The sequence below is a fragment of the Streptomyces sp. NPDC092369 genome (assembly GCF_044755245.1).
Classification (GTDB): domain Bacteria; phylum Actinomycetota; class Actinomycetes; order Streptomycetales; family Streptomycetaceae; genus Streptomyces.
The window spans coordinates 571,359-590,743 of record NZ_JBIVQP010000007.1; the positions used below are offsets into that span (position 1 = coordinate 571,359).

General features: G+C 71.6%; 17 protein-coding genes. 5 read left to right on the top strand and 12 right to left on the bottom strand.

Annotated features, from left to right (window positions below):
* Positions 1-177: 177 nt before the first annotated feature.
* The 6 genes from ACIQI8_RS37505 to ACIQI8_RS37530 form a co-directional block, all read right to left on the bottom strand.
* Positions 178-1,959, bottom strand: a complete 1,782-nt coding sequence (locus tag ACIQI8_RS37505; protein WP_402361047.1) for an asparagine synthetase B family protein — start codon at positions 1,957-1,959, stop codon at positions 178-180.
* Positions 1,960-2,037: 78 nt separating this feature from the next.
* Complete coding sequence (locus tag ACIQI8_RS37510) at positions 2,038-2,565, bottom strand: hypothetical protein (RefSeq protein ID WP_402361050.1); 528 nt, start codon at positions 2,563-2,565, stop codon at positions 2,038-2,040.
* A gap of 58 nt (positions 2,566-2,623) precedes the next feature.
* On the bottom strand, positions 2,624-3,643 hold the full coding sequence (locus tag ACIQI8_RS37515) for a hypothetical protein (protein WP_402361053.1): 1,020 nt from the start codon (positions 3,641-3,643) through the stop codon (positions 2,624-2,626).
* 1 nt (position 3,644) lies between these two features.
* Entirely contained in the window at positions 3,645-4,760 is a 1,116-nt protein-coding gene (locus tag ACIQI8_RS37520; RefSeq protein ID WP_402361056.1) for a hypothetical protein, read from the bottom strand.
* Positions 4,757-5,788: a hypothetical protein gene (locus tag ACIQI8_RS37525; RefSeq protein WP_402361059.1), complete on the bottom strand. Its 1,032-nt coding sequence runs from the start codon at positions 5,786-5,788 to the stop codon at positions 4,757-4,759. The genes ACIQI8_RS37520 and ACIQI8_RS37525 overlap by 4 nt, the downstream gene beginning before the upstream one ends.
* Positions 5,785-6,534, bottom strand: a complete 750-nt coding sequence (locus ACIQI8_RS37530; protein WP_402361062.1) for a cupin domain-containing protein — start codon at positions 6,532-6,534, stop codon at positions 5,785-5,787. The genes ACIQI8_RS37525 and ACIQI8_RS37530 overlap by 4 nt, the downstream gene beginning before the upstream one ends.
* 159 nt (positions 6,535-6,693) lie before the next feature.
* On the opposite strand from ACIQI8_RS37530, the gene ACIQI8_RS37535 reads away from it, so the two are divergent.
* The 3 genes from ACIQI8_RS37535 (at position 6,694) to ACIQI8_RS37545 (ending at position 10,180) form a co-directional block, all read left to right on the top strand.
* Positions 6,694-7,101 (top strand): CoA-binding protein, encoded by a 408-nt coding sequence (locus ACIQI8_RS37535; RefSeq protein WP_402361065.1) that lies wholly within the window; start codon positions 6,694-6,696, stop codon positions 7,099-7,101.
* A 134-nt stretch (positions 7,102-7,235) separates the two neighbouring features.
* Positions 7,236-8,873, top strand: a complete 1,638-nt coding sequence (locus ACIQI8_RS37540; RefSeq protein ID WP_402361068.1) for an APC family permease — start codon at positions 7,236-7,238, stop codon at positions 8,871-8,873.
* Between the two features lie 116 nt (positions 8,874-8,989).
* Positions 8,990-10,180 carry a 4-hydroxybenzoate 3-monooxygenase gene (locus ACIQI8_RS37545; protein WP_402361071.1) on the top strand — a complete coding sequence of 397 codons (1,191 nt, stop codon included), beginning with the start codon at positions 8,990-8,992 and terminating at the stop codon, positions 10,178-10,180.
* Positions 10,181-10,226: 46 nt separating this feature from the next.
* Here ACIQI8_RS37545 and ACIQI8_RS37550 read toward each other — a convergent pair whose 3' ends face one another.
* Both ACIQI8_RS37550 and ACIQI8_RS37555 read right to left on the bottom strand, forming a co-directional pair.
* A complete protein-coding gene (locus ACIQI8_RS37550; protein ID WP_402361074.1) occupies positions 10,227-10,787 on the bottom strand; it encodes a YbaK/EbsC family protein in 561 nt (186 codons plus the stop codon).
* Between the two features lie 29 nt (positions 10,788-10,816).
* The gene (locus ACIQI8_RS37555; RefSeq protein ID WP_402361077.1) at positions 10,817-11,392 is read right to left on the bottom strand and encodes a helix-turn-helix domain-containing protein; all 576 of its coding nucleotides are present in this window, start codon (positions 11,390-11,392) and stop codon (positions 10,817-10,819) included.
* A gap of 92 nt (positions 11,393-11,484) precedes the next feature.
* Here ACIQI8_RS37555 and ACIQI8_RS37560 point away from each other — a divergent pair, with 92 nt between their 5' ends.
* Entirely contained in the window at positions 11,485-12,342 is an 858-nt protein-coding gene (locus ACIQI8_RS37560) for an EamA family transporter (RefSeq protein WP_402361080.1), read from the top strand.
* 494 nt (positions 12,343-12,836) lie between these two features.
* On the opposite strand, the gene ACIQI8_RS37565 is transcribed toward ACIQI8_RS37560, so the two are convergent.
* Positions 12,837-13,634, bottom strand: a complete 798-nt coding sequence (locus tag ACIQI8_RS37565) for an acyltransferase (RefSeq protein WP_402361083.1) — start codon at positions 13,632-13,634, stop codon at positions 12,837-12,839.
* Positions 13,635-13,709: 75 nt separating this feature from the next.
* Between ACIQI8_RS37565 and ACIQI8_RS37570 the strand changes: the two genes are divergently transcribed.
* A complete protein-coding gene (locus ACIQI8_RS37570; RefSeq protein ID WP_402361086.1) occupies positions 13,710-14,243 on the top strand; it encodes a gamma carbonic anhydrase family protein in 534 nt (177 codons plus the stop codon).
* A gap of 40 nt (positions 14,244-14,283) precedes the next feature.
* Here ACIQI8_RS37570 and ACIQI8_RS37575 read toward each other — a convergent pair whose 3' ends face one another.
* The 3 genes from ACIQI8_RS37575 to ACIQI8_RS37585 form a co-directional block, all read right to left on the bottom strand.
* Positions 14,284-14,934: a DedA family protein gene (locus tag ACIQI8_RS37575; protein WP_402361089.1), complete on the bottom strand. Its 651-nt coding sequence runs from the start codon at positions 14,932-14,934 to the stop codon at positions 14,284-14,286.
* Between the two features lie 96 nt (positions 14,935-15,030).
* The gene (locus ACIQI8_RS37580; RefSeq protein WP_402361092.1) at positions 15,031-16,608 is read right to left on the bottom strand and encodes a carboxylesterase/lipase family protein; all 1,578 of its coding nucleotides are present in this window, start codon (positions 16,606-16,608) and stop codon (positions 15,031-15,033) included.
* The gene (locus ACIQI8_RS37585) at positions 16,605-19,070 is read right to left on the bottom strand and encodes a beta-glucosidase (protein ID WP_402361095.1); all 2,466 of its coding nucleotides are present in this window, start codon (positions 19,068-19,070) and stop codon (positions 16,605-16,607) included. Before ACIQI8_RS37585 ends, ACIQI8_RS37580 begins: the two co-directional genes overlap by 4 nt.
* Positions 19,071-19,385 lie beyond the last annotated feature (315 nt).

The following is a 19,385-nucleotide window of genomic DNA, read 5'->3' on the forward strand; positions in this document are numbered from 1 at the left end:
TCGACCGGTTCACTTGCATCGGGCTTCACAGGGCCCGTTCGCGTTGACCCGGTTCACAGCCACCGCGTTGAACGAGTTCTCAGGCTCGGCGTTGACCCGGTTCACAGCGATCGCGCGTTGACCCGGATCGCAGGCTTCGCGTTGACCCTGTTCACAGCAATCGCGCGTTGACCCGGTTCACAGGTCGTACGCCCGCAGCCACAGCTCCAGCGTGAGCACCAGCCACAGCTTCCCGCCCTGCCGGGGCAGCAGCGTGCCCTCGCCGCGCAGCCAGGTCCGTACGGTCTCGGGCCGGAACAACCCCCGTTGCCGCGCGGCCCGGCCCAGCAGCAGATCACCGCCCAACTCCCGCAGCGGCCCGCTCAGCCACTGCTGCACCGGAACCCGCATCCCGCTCTTGGGACGGTCCACGACGGTCGCGGGCAGCAGGTCCCGTACGGCTTCCTTCAGGACCCACTTCTCGCTCGTGCCCCGGAACTTGAGCGTGGGCGGGGTCGCGAAGGCGTGGTCGATCACCCGGCGGTCGAAGAGCGGGGCGCGGCCCTGCAGCCCTTGGGAGGCGGTGAGCCGTTCGACCTTGGTGAGGATGTGGTGGGCGCCCTTGGTGCGGAGGTTGCAGTGGAGGAGCTGGTTGAGGAGGTGGGACATCCGGTCCGGGCCCGTGAGGTAGGGCTCGACGAAGCGTTGCGGCGACGGCGCGGACTCCAGGGCGGACAGCGCGTCGGCGGTCAGCAGGTCCGGGAGGTCGGTCCAGCATTTGCGGTAGGAGCGCAGATAGGCGGTGGCCCGGTCCTCGTACCAGGGCGAACCGTCCGCTCCCGGCGCCCCCGCGTGCATCTCCTGCACCAGCATCGGCAGGTTCTTGGGTCCGCCGAACACCGGGTCGCCGCCCTCCCCGTTGAGGACGGTCCGCAGGCCGTCGCCCGCGACCGCCTCGGCGAGCAGCAGGTTCGGCACGGTCAGCGGGTCGCCGACCGGGCTGTCGAGCAGGGCGGCCGTGTCGGCGAGGCGCGCTGCGACCGCCGTACCGGAGACCGTCAGCACCCGGTGCCGGGTGTGGCAGTGGGTGGCGACGAGGCCCGAGTAGCCGAGTTCGTTGGGGAGTTCGTCACCGAAGCTGATGGAGTACGTGTGCACGGGGTGGCCGTGCAGTTTCGCGGCGAGCGCGGTGACGAGCGAACTGTCGATCCCGCCCGACAGCAGAACACCGACCGCCTCGGCCTCGGGCAGCCGCCGTGCGGTGGCCTCTTCGAGGAGCGCGCGCAGGGTGAGGACATGGTCGTCGGTTCCGCCGAACTCCCGCTCGGGTAGCCGTTCTTGGGGCTCCCAGTAGACCGTCTCCGTCACGGTCCCGTCAGCCGCGAGCCGCAGCACCCGGCCGGGCAGCACCTCGCGCACGCCCTCCAACAGCGTCTCGTCGCCCGGCAGATAGGCGAAGGTGAGGAAGGAACGTACGGCGGACAGGTTCATACGGGTGCCCAGTGCGGGCCAACGGCGCAGTGCGCGCAGGGACGTTGAGGCCGCCCAGGCGTCGGCGGCGCGGGCGTAGAACAGGGTGCGGGCGCCGACGTGGTCGCGGATCAGCACGAGGTCGCGGCCGTCGAGGACGGCAAGGGCGAACATCCCTTCGGCGAGCGCGACACCCTTCGCGCCGAGCCGCGCCCAGCAACGCAGCAACAGCTCGCCGTCGCCGGCATCTTGAGGGGCGGGAGCTCCGTCGGTGGCGAGGGCGGTGAGGAGGTCGGCCCGGTTGTGCAGGGTGACCTCACCGACGGCCCGCATGCCGTCCGCCTCGAACGGCCCCTGGGCGTGCCCGGTTTCGTCCGGTACGAGGGCGAGACCGGGTGCGACCGCGGCGGCGCCCATGGTGGCGAGGTGCGCGTCGGCGGCGCCGGGCCGACCGTCGGCGTCCGCGGTCCCCGCGCTGTCCGACGCGAGACTGACGCAAAAGCGCGTCATCGGAGAGTCCTTTCCTGTTGCCGCGTACGCGAACTGCCCTGTACGCGCGCCGTCTTGTCCGCAGGCGGCCGTGCTCGGTCAGCCGAAGTCGTCGTCGCTCCAGCCCCCACCGTCGTCACCCCAGTCGCCGCCGTCCCAGTCACCCTCGGAGCCACTGCCGCCGTCCCCTCCCCCGCCGCCGTCGCCTCCGGAGGACGCGCTCTGTGCCTGCTGGCGCAGTTCCTCTTCCTCCTCCGGTGAGAGGGTGAGGGGCGGCAACTGGGCGGCGGTGACGGCGAGTCCGGCCACGCCGAGGCCGACGAGGAGCGCGCCCATCCGGCCGCCGAACGACGTCCGGTTGATCATGAGGGTCTCGCCGCGCCCCCAGAGCGTGCGGCCGTAACCGATGTCCCGTCCGTAGGTGACCGTGCCGTCGGCGAGGGTCCGCTTGACGATCTTGTCGCCGAGCAGTTCGTCCGTCCCGGTGTTCTCCCGGTCGTCCCGCCAGAAGACCTCGCCGGACGGTCCGCGGCGACGCCATTCCTGCCGGCCGTCCTCGTAGGTGCGGTGGACGCTGCCGTCGGCGAGCAGTTCGTCCGTGTAGCCGATTTCGCGTGGGCGGATCATCGTCGTAGGTCCTCGGGTCTGCGGCGGAAGGGCTTACGGTCGTCGGGGCGGCGGCGGTTCATGCGTCGGGCCAGGTCATGAACCCGGCGGTGCGCAGACCGCGCAGCTCGCCCCAGACGGAGTGACGGGCCGGCCGGGGCCCCCGGGTGAGCCGCAGCACGGCACGCAGCAGCTTGGCCGGCGGCACCGCGGCGACCTCGGCGAACCGCCCCGCGCTGAGCCAGTCGACCTCGGCGGGCCGAAGCCCGGGCGGCAACGGTCCGAGCGGCGGCACCGGGCGGGGCCTGCGCCCGGCCACGAGGCCGAGCGTCCGAGCGTGCCGGGGCACGAGCCCGAGCGAGACGACACGGACGGGCAGCGCCGCGAGTCCTTCGGACACCCGGGCGGACGCCGCACCGAGATCCTGGGGCACCCCGGCAGGCACTCCACCGAGTTCCGCCCGCACCGGGGCGAACTCCGGACCCGGCCCGTCGCCCACCGGCGCCAGTCCCGGCCCGCTCCTCCCGCGTGCCCGGGAGGCCACCTGCCCCGACTCCTCGCGCACCCGGCCCGGCAACGCGATCCCCGCGGGGCTCGCGTCGTGCAGGACGTGCACGGTCGCGCCCTCGGCCCGTTCCAGGGCGGTCACCAGTCGGGGGTCGAGCGGCAGGTCGTCCTCGGCGCTCAGGATCGGACAGGCCGCTTCCAGGTGCACGTGGTTGGCCAGCAGCATCTGGGCGATGGCGCGGTCCTGGCAGATCAGCAGCCGGGGCAGCGCGTAGTCGTAGAGGTCGGGTTCGCGGGCCGGGCCGCCGATCGTCGGGACACCGGACATGGGAGCCGGCAGCAGCCCCGGCAACCCCGCGGCCCACTCCGCGCCATGCAACACCTCGGTGAACCGGGACAGTCGCAACGGTGGGGCCGGGCTGTGCGGGATGCGGCGTACCGGCGCGGGTGTCGGGCGCAGGACGCGGCAGGTCTCGTAGTACAGCTGGCGTTCGGTGAAGCGGAGGTTCCCGGGGGCGGCGGCGCGCTGCGCGGCGAGGGCGATCGCCCGCTCCAGCAGCAGCCGGCCGACCGGGTTCGTGGTCGTCGGCATGTCAGTTCCCGTCCCTCACCGGTGTATTGGAAGGTTGTGGCCAGCTCATGAAGCCGACCTCGGCGGCCTGGCGCCGTTGCCTCCCCGCTGTGGCGCGGGCCTCGCGGACGGCCCGCTCGACGGCCGACTCCAGCAGAGCGGGCGGAACCGCGGCGACGGGGCTGACCCAGCCCTTGGTCAGCCAGTCAGCCTCCCTGGGCGCGCTCCGCACCAACTTCCTCAGCCAGTCGGGCTGTTCGGACGGGTCGCCGAGTACGGCGGCCGGCGGATCCTCGTAGAGACGCACGGATCCACGGTTGTCGAGGACCGCCCGCACCGGCAGCCCCGCGTCCACCACCGCCCGCCGGGTCTCGGCCGCGCGGGCGTCGGCGACCAGTTGGAGGCCGCGTGCGCTCGCGTCGTGGAGCACCACCAGGGGCCCGGTGCCGGACAGTTCGGCGAGTCCGGCGGCGAGCGTCAGGTTCAGGCGTCGCGGGAATCCGTTGGCCGACAGGAAGACGCGGACGGCCTGGTCCGGGCAGAGCACCTCAACGGGCTCCGACTGCCACTCGCCGTCCTTGCGCAGGCCGGTCGGCTCGTATGGCTCCTGATACCTCTGGTCGTCCACGATCCCGGTCGGCAGGTCTCCGTATGCCTGCACCCACCGCGCGCAGACCATCGCCCTGAAGTCCGACAGCGAGGGGGACAGATACGAACCGGCATGGCGTTGAGGGCGGTACGGCTCCCCCTTCGCCACCACCCACACGAGGGCGGCCACACCCACGCACGCCCACCACCCGAATCCGGCGTAGGGCACGTCCTGTATGAGGATGCCGAGCACCACGAGCCCGACGCCGAGGATCCATCCCACCGTGCGCCCGACCCACCTCGGCCGTCCGCTCCTCGGGACCGCCGTCCAGGAGTTGTTCACGGTCCGGGCGGAGTACCAGAGTTGGGTGACGGTGATCTGTCGGCGACCCCCGTCGGTGACCTTCTCGGCGATACGCCGGATGCGCGTGTCGTTCATGCCCCGGCCGTACACCTTGGGGTCGACGGCGTACGCGCGCCCGCAGCGCGAACACACGTTGCCCGTACGTTCCTTGGCCAGCAGGGAGGCCCGGCAGTTGGGGCAGATCATCTCCCCTCCTCCGGCCAGGTCAGGAAGCCCACGGAGGCGGCCCGCCGGCGCACCGGATCGTCCGTCGCGCGGGCCCGCTCCACGGCCCGGGAGACGACGGCCAGCAGCTTGGCTGGGGGCACCCCGACGAGCGGGAACCCCCACCCCTTGCCCAGCCACTTCAGCTGCGCGGGGCTGAACTCCCTGCTCTCCTCCAGCAGTTCCATGTCCCGCACCTTCGGCACGTCGCCCCGCACGGGCACCGCGCGCGCGACCCCCCGCACGGCGGCGAGCGGCAGACCGATGTCGACGACCCGGCGTTCGGGGTGCGCGGCGCGGACCTGGTGGGCGAGCAGGAGGCCCGGCGCGTCGGCGTCGTGCAGTACCAGTACCGGTCCCTGGGCGGGGGCGGCGGCCACATCGGCCGGCTTGGCGACGAGCGTGACCCCGTAACGGGAGGTCAGGCCCGCCGCGTCGAGGAACACGGCGATGGAGCGGTCGGGGCAGACGAGGACGATCCCGTCGGTCGCGGCGCCCCCGTCCGACGGCCTGGGTGTCGGAAAGCCGCTGTCGTCGATCACGCCGTCCGGCAGCGCGCCGTAGACGCTCTTCCACTCCTTCAACGGACCGGATCGGAAGGCCTGCCGGGTGAGCGCCGGTCGCCCCCGGCCCATGCCCGCCAGCCTCGCGACCACGAAACCGATCGCGGCGAGGAGCAACAGACCACCGCCGACGGCGACACCCACGACGTCGGAGCCCAGCCCCATGCCTCCCACGACGACGCCGACGAAGGTCAACGCGACGGCGCACCCCATGTCGACCTGCGTCTCCCGCAGCGACTTACGGGACAGGGCGTACCACAACTGCCCCGGCGTACAAGGCACTTGGCCGTCCTGGCCGAGCTTGAGGACGACCCGGCGGACCCGCAGGTCGTTGAGTTTCAGCGGGTTGGTCTTGGGGTCGAGGGCGTACCGGCGCCCGCACTTGCCGCAGACGTTGCCGGGGCGTTCCTTGCGCAGCAGGGACTTCTCGCAGTGCGGACAGATCACCGACGGCCCTCCAGTCCTTGGGCGAGCCGGCGCAACCGGGCCGCCAGCCGTTCCCGCGCGGTGGTGACGCCGGGCCCGCGCACCCGCTGGACCCGCTCGATGTCGCGCAGGGCGGCGGCCAGTTGAAGGTAGTCGGTGGCGGCGAGGGTGGTCGTGCGCGCGCCCGCCGAGCCGAGGTCGTCGTACGCCGAGCCGAGGTCGTCGTACGCCGAGCCGAGGTCGTCGTACGCCGGGCCGCCGGCTCTGCGTTCCGCCTCGGGCGCGGTGATCGCGTAGTCCTCGTGGTCGATGCCGTAGCCGGTGTTGGCGGCCAGGATGGTCAGCGGGGCCGTGCCGCGGTTGGCGAAGGAGTGCGGCATCAGTTCCGGGATGCGGATCAACTCGCCGGGGACGAGCGGGACTTCGGTGACGCGGGCGCGCTCTCTGTCGTACAGCCCGCAGGACGCGTGGCCGAGGCTGAGGACGAAGTGCTCGCCGCCGTGCGCGTGCGGGGTGAAGGCGCTGCGCGGGCCGACGATGCCGAGTTTGACGGTGGCGTTGGAGGGCCGCTCGGGCGAGGTGGCGGCGTCCCCGACCAGATAGTGGGCGAACTGTCCGTCGTCGATGAACCGCAGCAGGTCCCGCTCGGGCCCCAGCTCCCGGGCGCCGTCCCGATCCGCGAGGACGACGGAGCCGTCCGCGCCCAGCCGGTACAGCCGGACCCCCCGCGGCAGCCCGGACCCCTCTTCACCTGCACTGCCGAACAAACGCGCCTCCCCCAAGAGCCGTTCACATAGGCGTTCGCATGGTAAGCCGAAGGTCAAGAACAGCACATGTAATCGAGGAATCATCACGCCCCGCCTCCTGTTGTGCCTCAGTAACAGGTCTCGTGCCTTGCGCAGACCCCGAACCGGAGGAGACCGAGCGTGTACGGCGACTCAGCGACTGTCCGCAAGATCCTCACCGAGCTCGGCGACACCTGGGCGGTCGTGGGCCTGTCGTCGAACCAGCAGCGCGCGGCCTACGGGGTCGCGGCCGTCCTGCAGCGCTTCGGGAAGCGGATCGTGCCCGTGCACCCGAAGGCGGAGACGGTGCACGGGGAGAAGGGGTACGCGTCGCTGGCGGAGATCCCGTTCGAGGTCGACGTCGTCGACGTGTTCGTCAACAGCGACCTGGCCGGGGCCGTGGCCGACGAAGCCGTGACCATCGGCGCGAAGGGCGTCTGGTTCCAGCTCGGCGTGATCGACGAGAGCGCCTACGACCGCACCCGCGCCGCCGGCCTGGAGATGGTCATGGACCGGTGCCCCGCGATCGAAATCCCGCGCCTGCGTTAGGCGCCGTCCACGATCCGCCCTCACCCTGGTCAAGATTGCGCCAGGGGTCTTCTGCGCGCCCTTTTCTGATTTCTAACATGCAACCTCTCAGGCACTGAAAGTTTATATACATTTCATGAGAGGCCGCTGAGAAAATGGTAAGCGTCGAACACGCCCGTGCGGCGGAGACAAGAGGCCCGAGCGGCCTGCGGAGGGACGTCGGACTGATCGGTCTGATGTGGGCCTCCGTCGGTTCCATCATCGGTTCGGGATGGCTCTACGGCGCCGAGAAGGCGGTCGTGGCAGCCGGACCCGCGGCGATCGTCTCGTGGGTGATCGGCGCGGTCGCGATCGTGCTGCTCGCCCTGGTGCACGCCGAACTCGGCGGCATGTTCCCGGTCGCGGGCGGCACCGCGCGCTATCCGCACTACGCCTTCGGCGGCCTGGCCGGCATGTCCTTCGGCTGGTTCTCCTGGCTGCAGGCCGCGACCGTCGCCCCGATCGAGGTCGAGGCGATGATCGGCTACGCCGGTCACTGGCACTGGGCGCAGGGCCTCCAGCACGCCGACGGCACGCTCACCCCCAGCGGCCTGGGCACGGCCGTCGTCCTGATGGCCGTGTTCGTCGCCGTCAACTTCTTCGGCGTCCGCGCCCTCGCGCACACCAACAGCGCCGCCACCTGGTGGAAGATCGCCGTCCCGCTGGGCGCCATCTTCATCATCGCGGCCGGCAACTTCCATCCGGGCAACTTCACTTCGGAGAGCTTCGCCCCCTTCGGCGCCAAGGGCGTGCTCAGCGCCATCAGCGGCAGCGGCATCATCTTCGCGCTGCTGGGCTTCGAGCAGGCGATCCAACTGGCGGGCGAGAGCCGCAATCCGAAGCGGGACCTGCCCCGCGCGACCCTCGGCTCGGTCGCCATCGGCGCGGTCATCTACCTGCTGCTCCAGGTCGTGTTCATCGCCGCGCTGCCGCACAGCACCTTCGCGCACGGCTGGGCGCACCTCACATACGAAGGGATCAGCGGCCCTTGGGCCGGTCTGGCGACCCTGGTGGGCCTGGGCTGGCTGAGCGTGGTGCTCTACCTCGACGCCGTCATCTCCCCCGGCGGCACCGGCCTGATCTACACCACCGCCACCTCCCGGGTCTCCTTCGGCCTGGCCAAGAACGGCTACGCGCCCAAGCTCTTCGCCCGCACCGACGCCCGGGGCGTGCCATGGTTCGGCCTGATCATCTCCTTCGTGACCGGCGTGGTCTGCTTCCTGCCGTTCCCGAGCTGGCAGGAGCTGGTCGGCTTCATCACCTCGGCGAGCGTCCTCATGTACGCGGGCGCGCCCCTGGCCTACGGCGTCTTCGCCGACCGGCTGCCGGACCACGACCGCCCCTACCGACTGCCCGCCGGCAAGGTGCTCTCACCGCTGTCGTTCGTGGTCGCCAACCTCATCATCTACTGGGCCGGTTGGGACACCCTGTGGCGGCTGGGCATCGCCATCGTCCTCGGCTACGTCCTGCTCGGCGGCTACGCCTGGTACGCGACCTCGACCGGCCAACCGGACGCGCCGCGGCTGGACTTCAGGGCCGCCCAGTGGCTGCCGGTCTATCTGCTGGGCATGGGCGTGATCTCCTCGCAGGGCGGCTTCGGCGGCTCCGGCCGCATCGCCCTGTGGTGGGACATGCTGCTCATCGCCGCCTTCTCGGTCGCCATCTACTACTGGGCGCGGGCGACCGCTTCCCCGACGGAGGAGATCGAGCGGAGCATCGAGGAGGTCGTGGTGACGGACGCGCCCGCGCACTGACTCCCGTACGGCGCACACGCCACCGCCACACATCCCCCACCAACTCCCCTGCTGCGACGGCCCGTCGGCCGCGGTGAACCCTGCCGCGTCTGACGGGCCACCGTCATAATGCTCGGGTGACCTCCGCCTCCTTCCCCGTGGTGATCGTGGGTGCCGGACCCGCCGGCCTCACCATCGGCAACATCCTGCGCGCCGCCTCCGTCGACTGCCTGGTCCTGGAGGTGGAGAGCCGCGAGTTCATAGAACGGCGGCCCCGGGCCGGTGTGATCGAGGAGTGGGCGGTACGGGGCCTGGAGCAACGGGGTCTCGCGGACAACCTGTTGGCGCGGGCGGAGCTGCACACCGAGTGCGAGTTCCGGTTCGAGACACGGCGCCACCGGTTCTCCTACCACGAACTGACGGGACATCACCACTTCGTCTACCCGCAGCCGTTGCTCGTCACGGATCTCGTGCGCGAGTACGCGGACGTGCGCGGCGGGGCCATTCGGTTCGGCGTGCGGGACGTGCGGCTGCACGACATGGATTCCGACCGTCCCTCGGTGTCGTACACCGACCCGGAGACCGGTCGACGGCAGCTCGTGCACTGCGACTTCGTCGCGGGCTGCGACGGGGCGCGCGGGGTGACGCGGACCGTGCTGCCGGAGCGGGCCCGGGTCGCGCGGCACGACTACGGCATCGGCTGGCTGGCGCTGCTCGCCGAGGCGCCGCCCTCCTCGGACTGCGTGCTGTTCGGCATCCATCCGCGCGGATTCGCCGGACACATGGCGCGCAGCCCCGAGATCACCCGCTACTACCTCGAGTGCCCGCCCGGCGACGACCCGGAGAACTGGTCGCACGACCGCGTGTGGAGCGAGCTGCAGGAGCGGCTCGGCGCCGCCGACCGGCCGCCCCTGACGGAGGGACGGCTGATCGAGAAGCGTGTTCTCGACATGCACAACTACGTGGTCGAACCGATGGTGTTCGGCCGGCTCTTCCTCGCCGGGGACGCGGCCCACCTCACGGCCCCCATCGCGGCCAAGGGCATGAACCTCGCCCTGCACGACGCCTTCCTGCTCGGCGACGGACTGGTCTCCTACCTCACCAAGGGCGAGGCGGCCGGCCTGCACGGCTACTCGGACGCGTGTCTGCGACGGGTGTGGGACTACCAGGAGTTCTCGCAGTGGCTGTCCGACGTCTACCACGGCACGTCCTCGGGCGACCCGTTCCGCGCCGGCACCACCCTCGCCCGCCTGCGCCGGCTGTTCACCTCGCCCGCGGCGGCCGGCGCGTTCGCGGAACAGTACCTCGGCAAGGACTCCGCCACCTGACAGGGCGCTGGGCAAACCCCGGTCGGACGTGTCGGCGGGCGACCGGTCAGACCGCCACTCCCAGGCCCTCCAGGACCACGGCGCCGGGCAGTTCGGTGAACGCCTTGCCCGGCACGAGGAGTTTGCCGCGCCGCCGGCCGCTGCCGACCAGCACGTAGGGCAGGTCGACGACGGCCGAGTCCACCAACAGCGGCCAGCCGTCCGGCAGTCCGATCGGGGTGATGCCGCCGTACTCCATGCCGGTCTCGCCCGTCGCGGTGTCCATCGACGCGAACGAGGCCTTGCGGGCGCCGAGTTGGCGGCGGGCCGTGCCGTTCACGTCGACCCGGGTGGTGGACAGGGCGACACACGCCGCGAGGGTGGTCTCACCACCCCGCTTGCCGGCGACGACCACGCAGTTCGCCGACCGCTCCAGCAGTTCCCGGCCGTAGTGCTCCACGAAGGTAGCGGTGTCGGCCCACTCGGGGTCCGTCTCGACGTAGACGATCTGCTCGACGGGGACGCTGCCGCGCCACCGGCGTACGGCCTCGGCGACCGGGCCGATCAGGTCGTCGAGGGCCTCGGGGGCGGGGGTGGCGTGGTCGAAGTGTCCGATGGGTGCGTCCATGGCGGCACGCTAACAAACGCCTCGGGGCCTCAGGGACGCACGCCGGGAACCGAGACGCACATGATCATCTCGACCGGTGCGCGGCCCTCGTTGCCGTACGTGTGAGGGCTGTTGGCCTCGAAGGAGACGCTCGAACCGGCCGGGACGGGGTACTTCTCGCCGTCGACGGTGAGGGTCAGCTCGCCGGCCGTGACGTGCACGAGCTCGACCGTGCCGGCGGGGTGCGGGTCGGAGGGGCTGTGGTCGCCGGGCATGAGGCGCCAGTCCCACATCTCCAGCGGACCGGGGGCCTCGGTGCCGGCGAGGAGGCGGTTGAAGCTGCCGGCGTCGGTGTGCCAGAGCCGCACCGCCTGGTCGGCGGGGACGATACGGACCCGGGGGCCCTGCTCGTAGTCGAGCAGCGTGGTGATGCTGATGCCGAGCGCGTCCCCGATCTTCACGACCGTGCCGATGCTGGGGTTGGTGCGGGCCTGCTCGATCTGGATGAGCATGCCGCGGCTGACTCCGGCCCGGGCGGCGAGCGCGTCGAGGGTGAAGCCGCGTTCGTTGCGCCAGCGCTTGACGTTGCGCGCCAGGGACTGGTTCAGCAGGTCGAGGTCCGCCACTTTACGTCCAATATTCTGAATGACAGAGTTCAATGCAGTGAACTACGGTGTGGTGCACCGGATCGTTCACCGAACTGTACTGCGAGGCGACCGTGACAGCATTCTTCGCCCTGGCCACCAGCCTCCTGTGGGGCATGGCCGACTTCGGCGGCGGCCTGCTCACCCGGCGTCTCTCGGCGCTGACGGTGGTCGTGGTCTCGCAGGTGATCGCGGCGGCCGTGCTCGGCGCGGTCGTGGCGGCGACGGGCGGCTGGAGCGAGGCGGGACCGCGCCTGTGGTTCGCGGTCGCGGCCGGGCTGGCGGGGCCGGTCGCGATGATCTCCTTCTACAAGGCACTCGCGCTGGGCCCGATGGGCGTCGTCTCGCCGCTCGCGACCCTGAGCGTGGCCGTCCCGGTCGGCGTGGGCCTGGTCCTCGGCGAACGTCCCGGCCTCATACAGGTCGCGGGGATCGCCGTGGCCGTCACCGGAGTAGTCCTCGCGGGCGGCCCCCAACTGCGCGGCGCGCCGGTCCAACGCCAGGCCATCGTGCTCACCCTCATCGCGGCCCTCGGCTTCGGCGCGGTCTTCGCCCTGATCGCGGAGGCCTCCACGACCGTCACCGGCCTCTTCCTCGCCCTCTTCGTGCAGCGCCTGACGAACGTCGCCGCGGGCGGCCTCGCCCTGTACGTCTCCGTCCGACGCGGCGCCGAGGCCCTCCCCCCGACCGGCTTCCCCTGGGCCTCCCTGCCGACCCTCGCCTTCGTCGGCCTGGCGGACGTGGCCGCGAACGGCACGTACTCGATCGCCGCCCAGCACGGCCCCATCACGGTGGCCGCGGTCCTGGCCTCGCTCTACCCCGTGGTCACGTCCCTGGCCGCCCGAGGCTTCCTCCACGAACGCCTCCGCACGGTCCAGGCAGCGGGCGCGGGCCTGGCCCTTCTCGGCACGTTGCTGCTGGCCGCAGGGTGAGCGGAGGTTCGGGGCCGACGTTCGCCTCGGCGCGAGGGCGACCAGGTCTGACACCCGGCTCACCCCGAACGGGAGCGAGACCAGGCGTGCGGCTCACTCCGCGCGGGAGCGAGACCAGGCGTGCGGCTCACCCCGAACGGGAGCGAGTACAAGCGTCCGGCGCACCCCGAGGAGGGGCAGGGCCAGCCCTGTGACTCACTCCAAGCGGGGACAGGGTCGACCACGCGACGCGCCCCAAGCGCAGGCGAGGTCTACGCCCCGCCCGCCCCGGTCGGAGAGCCGGGCCAGAGCGCGCCACGGCCTGAGCCGACGCCTGGAGATCCGGCGTCCGGCTCGGCCCCGCTCCGAGCGCGGGGCACGATGCGCATCAGCCCCAGCCCCAGTCGCCGTCCCCATCCCCGTCCCCGTCCTCGTGTCCCAGAACAGGACCCCATTCGCATCCGCCCCAACCCCAGCAGGGCGCCGACCACTCCGACGAACCCGCGGCGCGTGCGTCACGACTCCACGTCGAGTTGTGCCAGCCGCTCCACCGTCTCCTCGTCCAACTCCGAGAGCGCCAGCAGCTGTTCGGGGGTGACCCCGTCGGGGATCGGGACGGGTGCGGGGGTTCTGAGGGGCGGTTGCCAGCCCTCCGCCGCGGTCCAGCGGCGTACGACCCGGGCCGGTGCGCCCGCCACCACCGCGTGGTCGGGGACCTCGCCGCGGACGACCGCGCCGGCGGCCACGACCACGTTCCGGCCGATCCGCGCGCCCGGGAGGATCACCGCGCCGGTGCCGATCCAGCAGCCCGGGCCGATCTCCACCGGCTCCATCCGGGGCCACTGTTTGCCGATGGGCTCGTGGGGATCGTCGTAGGAGTGGTTCGTGGACGTGACGTAGACGTAGGGCCCGAAGTAGCAGTCGCTGCCGATGGTGACCGTCGTGTCGGCGATGACGTGGCTGCCGCGGCCGAGGACCACACCGTCGCCGAGGCGCAGGATCGGGTCGGGGCCGAGGTCGAGGTCGGGCATCAGTCCGGCGGTGAGGGTGACCTGTTCGCCGACGATGCAGTGGGCGCCCAGATGGATCCAGGGTTCGCCGAAGACCGTGCCGAGCGGGAAGGCGAGTCTGGTACCGGTTCCCATCGCGCCGAAGCGGAACCGTCCCGGGGAGTCGGCGGTCACGGAGCCCGTGCGCTGCACCCAGGCCCAGCCCGCGTGCACGGCGCGCTGGACGAGACGGTGACGCCAGGATGAGAACGTGTTCTTGCGCTTCGGCACCCGCTCACCGTACTGACGGCGAGGTGCACCCATGAGGTCGAGGGGCTGTGATCTTCGCCCTACCGGGTGGCGTACGGTGCGCTGAGTACCGACGACGAGGAGAGGTCGATGACGCACGAGGCACTGATCACGGGCATCGGCGGCAGGGAGCCGAGGATCGACGGAACGGCGTTCGTGGCGCCCACGGCCTCGGTCATCGGGGACGTGACACTGGGGGCAGGCGCGAGCGTCTGGTACGGGGCCGTCCTGCGCGGTGACGTCGAGCGGATCTCCGTCGGCGCGCGGGCCAACATCCAGGACAACTGCACGCTCCACGCGGACCCTGGCTTTCCGGTCAGCATCGGTGAGCGGGTGTCGGTGGGGCACAACGCGGTCGTGCACGGCGCGACCGTCGAGGACGACTGCCTGATCGGCATGGGCGCGACGGTCCTCAACGGCGCGGTGATCGGCGCGGGTTCACTCGTCGCCGCGCAGGCGCTGGTGCTGCAGGGGACGCAGGTGCCGCCCGGGTCACTGGTCGCGGGCGTGCCGGCGAAGGTGCGACGGGAACTGACCGCCGAGGAGCGCGAGGGCGTCACCCTCAACGGAACGCTGTACGCGGAGCTCGCGAAGTCCCACGACGAGCTGTACGAGAAGCCGTAGACGTCAGTCGACGGACAGCCGAAGAACGGACAGGCAGGCCTCAGTCGACGGCCGGGACGGGCTCCGCCTCGGCCGCCTCCCGCTGCGCCGCCGCCTTCTTCGCCCTGCGCCTGATCACCAGCATCGACGCGAGCCCGAAGAGGACGGCCGCCGCCAGGCCCAGGTAGGAGAACCGCTTCAGCCAGTCCTCGGCGACCACACCGACGTAATAGATGACCGCCGTCGTGCCGCCCGCCCAGCAGATGCCGCCGAGGACGTTGGCGATCAGGAACTTCCAGTACGGCATGTGCAGGACACCCGCGAGCGGCCCGGCGAAGATCCGCAGCAGGGCGACGAAGCGGCCGAAGAAGACGGCCCACATGCCCCACTTCTCGAAGGACCGCTCGGCGGTGGCGATGTGCCCCTCACCGAAGTGCCGTGGGAACTTCTTGCCGAGCCAGGCCAGCAGCGGCCGTCCGCCCTTGCGGCCGATCGCGTAGCCGATGGAGTCGCCGATCACGGCACCGAGGGTCGCGCAGGCGCCGAGGACGACCGGGTTGATGCCCGAGTGCTGCGAGGACAGCAGCGCCGCCGAGACCAGGACGATCTCGCCCGGCAGCGGGATGCCCAGGCTCTCCAGACCGATGACCAGCGCCACCACGGCATAGACGGCTGCCGCGGGTACCGTGTCGAGCCATTCCTGGACGTGCAACGCCGGTTCCTCCCGAATCGTGGCCGTTCGTACCCCTACGTTCGCGGGCATTCCCGGCGCGCGCCGTGCGCGGCGCACGCCGGGAAGCCTACCGGGTCACCGCGCGGCGGCACCGTCCCACAGATCGCACCGGTGGTCCCGGTGGACGGACGTGCTGAGGACGTTCCCGCCCTTGGACGCCGTGCGCAGCGAGAGCACCACGCCCGGTCCGCCGGGCATCGGCGGCTGCCCGGCCGCCCGCGGCACACCGTCCCGTACGAAGGATCCCCAGTACGCCACCATCTGCCGCGCCAGCGCCCGCTGTTCGGCGTTGAGCGGGGACTCCAGACCGAAGTGCCGGAACAGGTACTGCACTTCGTTCACGTGGGTCGCGCCGAAGTCGAAGTCGGTGTGCAGGTTGCGCAGGGAGGCGAAGGGCGGGGAGGTGAGGTCGGCGAACTCGTACGAGTAGACCGGGCCGCGCTTGGCGAGGAGGCCGTCGAGCCGCAGCGCCGGGCAGGCGAAGAGGGTGTCGCCCTGGGCGGTGGCGTACGCGATGGTCGGCGAGGGGTAGGCCGAGACCGGGTAGCGGGCCAGCGCCTCCTCGCCGAAGTCGGCGCGCATGGCCTCCGGGTACTGCTCGACGGTGAGCGGGGTGCCGTTCAGGTCGAACTGCGAGAACGCGAACAGCCGTCCCTCGTCGTGGTTCGCCCCGTTCAGCACCGGCACTCCGGCGGCGGCGCCCCTCGCCAGGGCCTCCTCGGGCTGCCGTGGCAGGAATGTCCCGCCGACCACCGGCGCCCAGTCGAAGTCGTCCTGCGCCGCGAGGATCTCGGCGGCCGACTTGCCGCGCAGACACGCGACGGTCGTGCAGCCGAGCCTCTGCGCGAAGGCGGCGCCCTCGCTCACGGCCGTCCGATGCGTACGGGCGCCGCAGTCGTCGTAGGCGCCGCTCTCGATGATCCCGGCGCGGAACAGGCCCTTCGCGGTCGGCGAGGCGAGCTGTGTGCAGACCGAACGGCCGCCCGCCGACTCGCCGGCGATGGTCACGCGGTCCGAATCGCCGCCGAAGCGACCGATGTTGGCGCGCACCCAGCGCAGGGCGGCCTGCTGGTCGAGCAGTCCGAAGTTGCCGGAGACGCCGTCGCGTGCCTCGTCGTCGAGGCCCGCCGCGGCGAGGAAACCCATCGCCCCGAGGCGGTAGTTGACGGTCACGACGACGGTCCCGGTCTGCTTCGCGAAGGCGTCCGGCACGACGTCCTGCCCCGCGCCCGCGGTGAGTCCGCCGCCGTGGAACCAGACCATGACCGCGCGCCGCCCGGATCCCTTCGGGACGTACACGTTCAGGTCGAGACAGTCCTCGGTGTACGAGGGCTGCTCGTATCCGGGGTCCCAACTCGACGTCTGTACGCACTTGTTGCCGAAGTCCAGCGCGGAGCGCACTCCTTGCCAGGGCCGCACGGGCTTCGGGTCGAGCCAGCGCAGCTTCCCGACCGGCGGTTCGGCGTACGGAATGCCGAGGAACTGCCGTCCCTCGGCGGTGATTCGGCCGCGCACCGCCCCCGCGTCGGTGTGCACGACCGGGCCGCCGTGCGCGGAGCCCGACTCACCGGCCTGCGCGGCGGGCGACGGAGTGACGACCGCGACCGCGAGAGCCGTGAGAGCGATACCGAAACGCCGCATCAACCGTGTCACCGCGCCACCTCCGCATTCGTCCGCAACCGCAGATCCCCCGACGACGCCCCGACCCACACCGCCCGACGCCCGGTCCCGAGCACCCAGTCGTGCCGCTTCGGATCCCAGGAGGACAGCGTGCGCGCGTCGACGCGCACGGTGACCCGGCGCCGCTCCCCCGGCCGCAGCGCCAGCCGTCGGTAACCGCCCAACACCCGTACCGCCTGGTCGAGTCGGAGCTCGGGCGACCGCCCGACGTACACCTGCGGCACGGCGATCCCGTCCCGCCGACCACTGTTGCGCACCACGAAGGTCACGTCGAGACCGTGCCGGTTCCAGCGAGCGGACAGATCCCCGTAGGAGAAGGAAGTGTACGACAGTCCGTGGCCGAAGGGGAACAGGGGCCGCACGCCCTTCGCGTCGTACCAGCGATAGCCGACGTGGATGCCCTCCGAGTACTCCTCGGTGCCGTCAACTCCCGGATAACGGCGCGGGTTTCCAGCGACCGAGTGGTGGTCGTCGTCGACCGGGAAGGACTGGGTGAGCCGGCCGCCGGGGTCGCAGTCGCCGTACAGGACGGCGGCGGTGGCGGCGGCGCCCTCCTGGCCCGGGTAGTACATCTGAAGGACGGCGCCCGTGCCGCTCAGCCACGGCATCGACGTCGAGGACGAGGTGTTGAGGACGACGGTCGTGCGGGGGTTGACCGCCGTGACCGCCTCGATGAGTCTCGCCTGGTTACCGGGGAGCGCGACGGTCGTACGGTCGAGGCCCTCGGTGGCGTCCTCGTAGGCGAAGAGGACGACGTCACGGGCTGCGCGCGCGACCTCGACGGCCTCGGCGACGTCCTGCGCCCGGGTCGCGCCGGTGATGCGGCGCAGCCGGAAGACCTGTCCGGCGTCCCCGCCCTGCGCGGTGATCTGGAGCCGGTGCGCGCCCTTGGCGAGGCTCAGGGTCTTACGGCGCACCGCCAGTCCGTCCGGGGCGGCGGAGACCAGGCCGCCGGAGAAGTACTCGCCGTAGCCGGGGGCGAGCGGGAAGAGATCCGCGCCGTCCAGCAGCACCTTGGGGCGCAGGGTGGGGATGGCGGAGTAGTGGATGACGAAGGTCCACTCGTCGGCGTCGGAGACGGTGAGCGTGCCGTCGTACGTCCAACTCACTCCCGCGCCGACCTGTTGGCCTTCGCTGTCGAAGGCCGGGCTGAGCGCTGAGGCGGGGATCGCCTTGCCGAAGAGATCCTCGCCGAGGGAGTAAGTAACCCTTCCCGCGCGGGACTTGATGACATCCAGGGGGCTGTCGGCGTGGTCGGGGACGACGTGTGCGCTGCCCCCACCGCTGACGAAGGGCAGGGTGCCGGTGGGGCCGACGACCGCGACGCTGCCGCCCGGGGAGAGCGGGAGTGTGCGGTGCTCGTTGCGCAGCAGGGTCGCGCCCGCCTTGGCGATCTCCAGGGCCACGGCCGCGCCCGCCTGCGCGTCGCGCGCGGGGCGTGGCGGGGCGCTGCCGTCGAGGAGCCCGAAGCGGTCCATGACGGCGAGGAGGCGGCGGACGGCACGGTCGACGTAGCGCTCTGGCACGCTGCCGCCCCGAACGGCGGTCTTGAGCGCCGTACCGAAATGGGTCCCGTCGGGCATCTCCATGTCGAGGCCCGCGGTGATCGCCTTGACCGTGCTGTGCGCGGCGAACCAGTCGGTCATCACCCAGCCCTCGAAGCCCCATCGGTCGCGCAGGACGTCGGTGAGGAGGGTCCTGTTCTCGCAGGAGAAGGTGCCGTTGACCTTGTTGTAGGCGCCCATCACCGCGCCGGTGCCGGCGTCGACGGCCGCCTCGAAGCCGCGCAACTCGATCTCGTGCAGGGTCTGTTCGTCGACCCGCACGTCGATGGAGTCGCGGTCCTTCTCCTGGTTGTTGAGGGCGAAGTGCTTGACGGTCGCGATGAGTCCCTCGCCCTGGATGCCCTGGATCTCGGCGGCGACCAGGCCGGAGGCGAGCAGCGGGTCCTCGCTGAAGGTCTCGAAGTTGCGGCCCGCGTAGGGGGTGCGGATGAGGTTGACCATCGGGGAGAGCAGGACGTCCTGGCCGAGCGCGCGGCCCTCGCGTCCGATCACCCGGCCGTAGCGGCGGGCCAGTTGGGGATCGAAGGCGGAGGCCAGCAGGACGGGGGCGGGCAGGGCGGTGGCGTGCCGGGTGACGCGGACGCCGGCGGGGCCGTCGGCGAGGCGGAGCGGGGGGATGCCGAGGCGTTTCACTCCGGGGACGTAGCCCGCCTGGCCGAGCGAGGCCGGGTCGGTGGCGCCGTGCAGCAAGGAGATCTTCTCGTCGAGGGTGAGCTTGGCGATGAGGCCTTCGACGCGGGGTCCGGCCCCCGCGTCGGGTCTGTCCAGTGCGCGGGCGGGCGGCGTGAGAGCGCCGGTGGCCGCCGCGGCGACGGCGATCGATCCGCCCAGCAGACGCAGGGCGGACCGCCGGGAGACGGTGTCGGACATGAGCCGTCACTCCTTCGGTGTGCGGGCACGACGATGTGGACCGCAGTGCGCCCGGCGCCCCCGGTCCGTGTCCGTGTTCGGCAACTGAACGCACTATGCGTCAGGACCGACTTGACACCCCGTTGGACACCACTGGCGCGGCGGGAAAACTATGACTCGTGGTGACTCGTGTCAATGACCTGAACGAGAAAGGGCGGGATGCCGACAACAACCGAAGGTGAACCAGAAGAAGGGCCACCCCGGGAGGCGGTGCGGAGAGCGTCCCCGGGGTGGCTGTGACTCGGTGAAGGTGCGTCGGTGAAGGTGCGTCGGTGA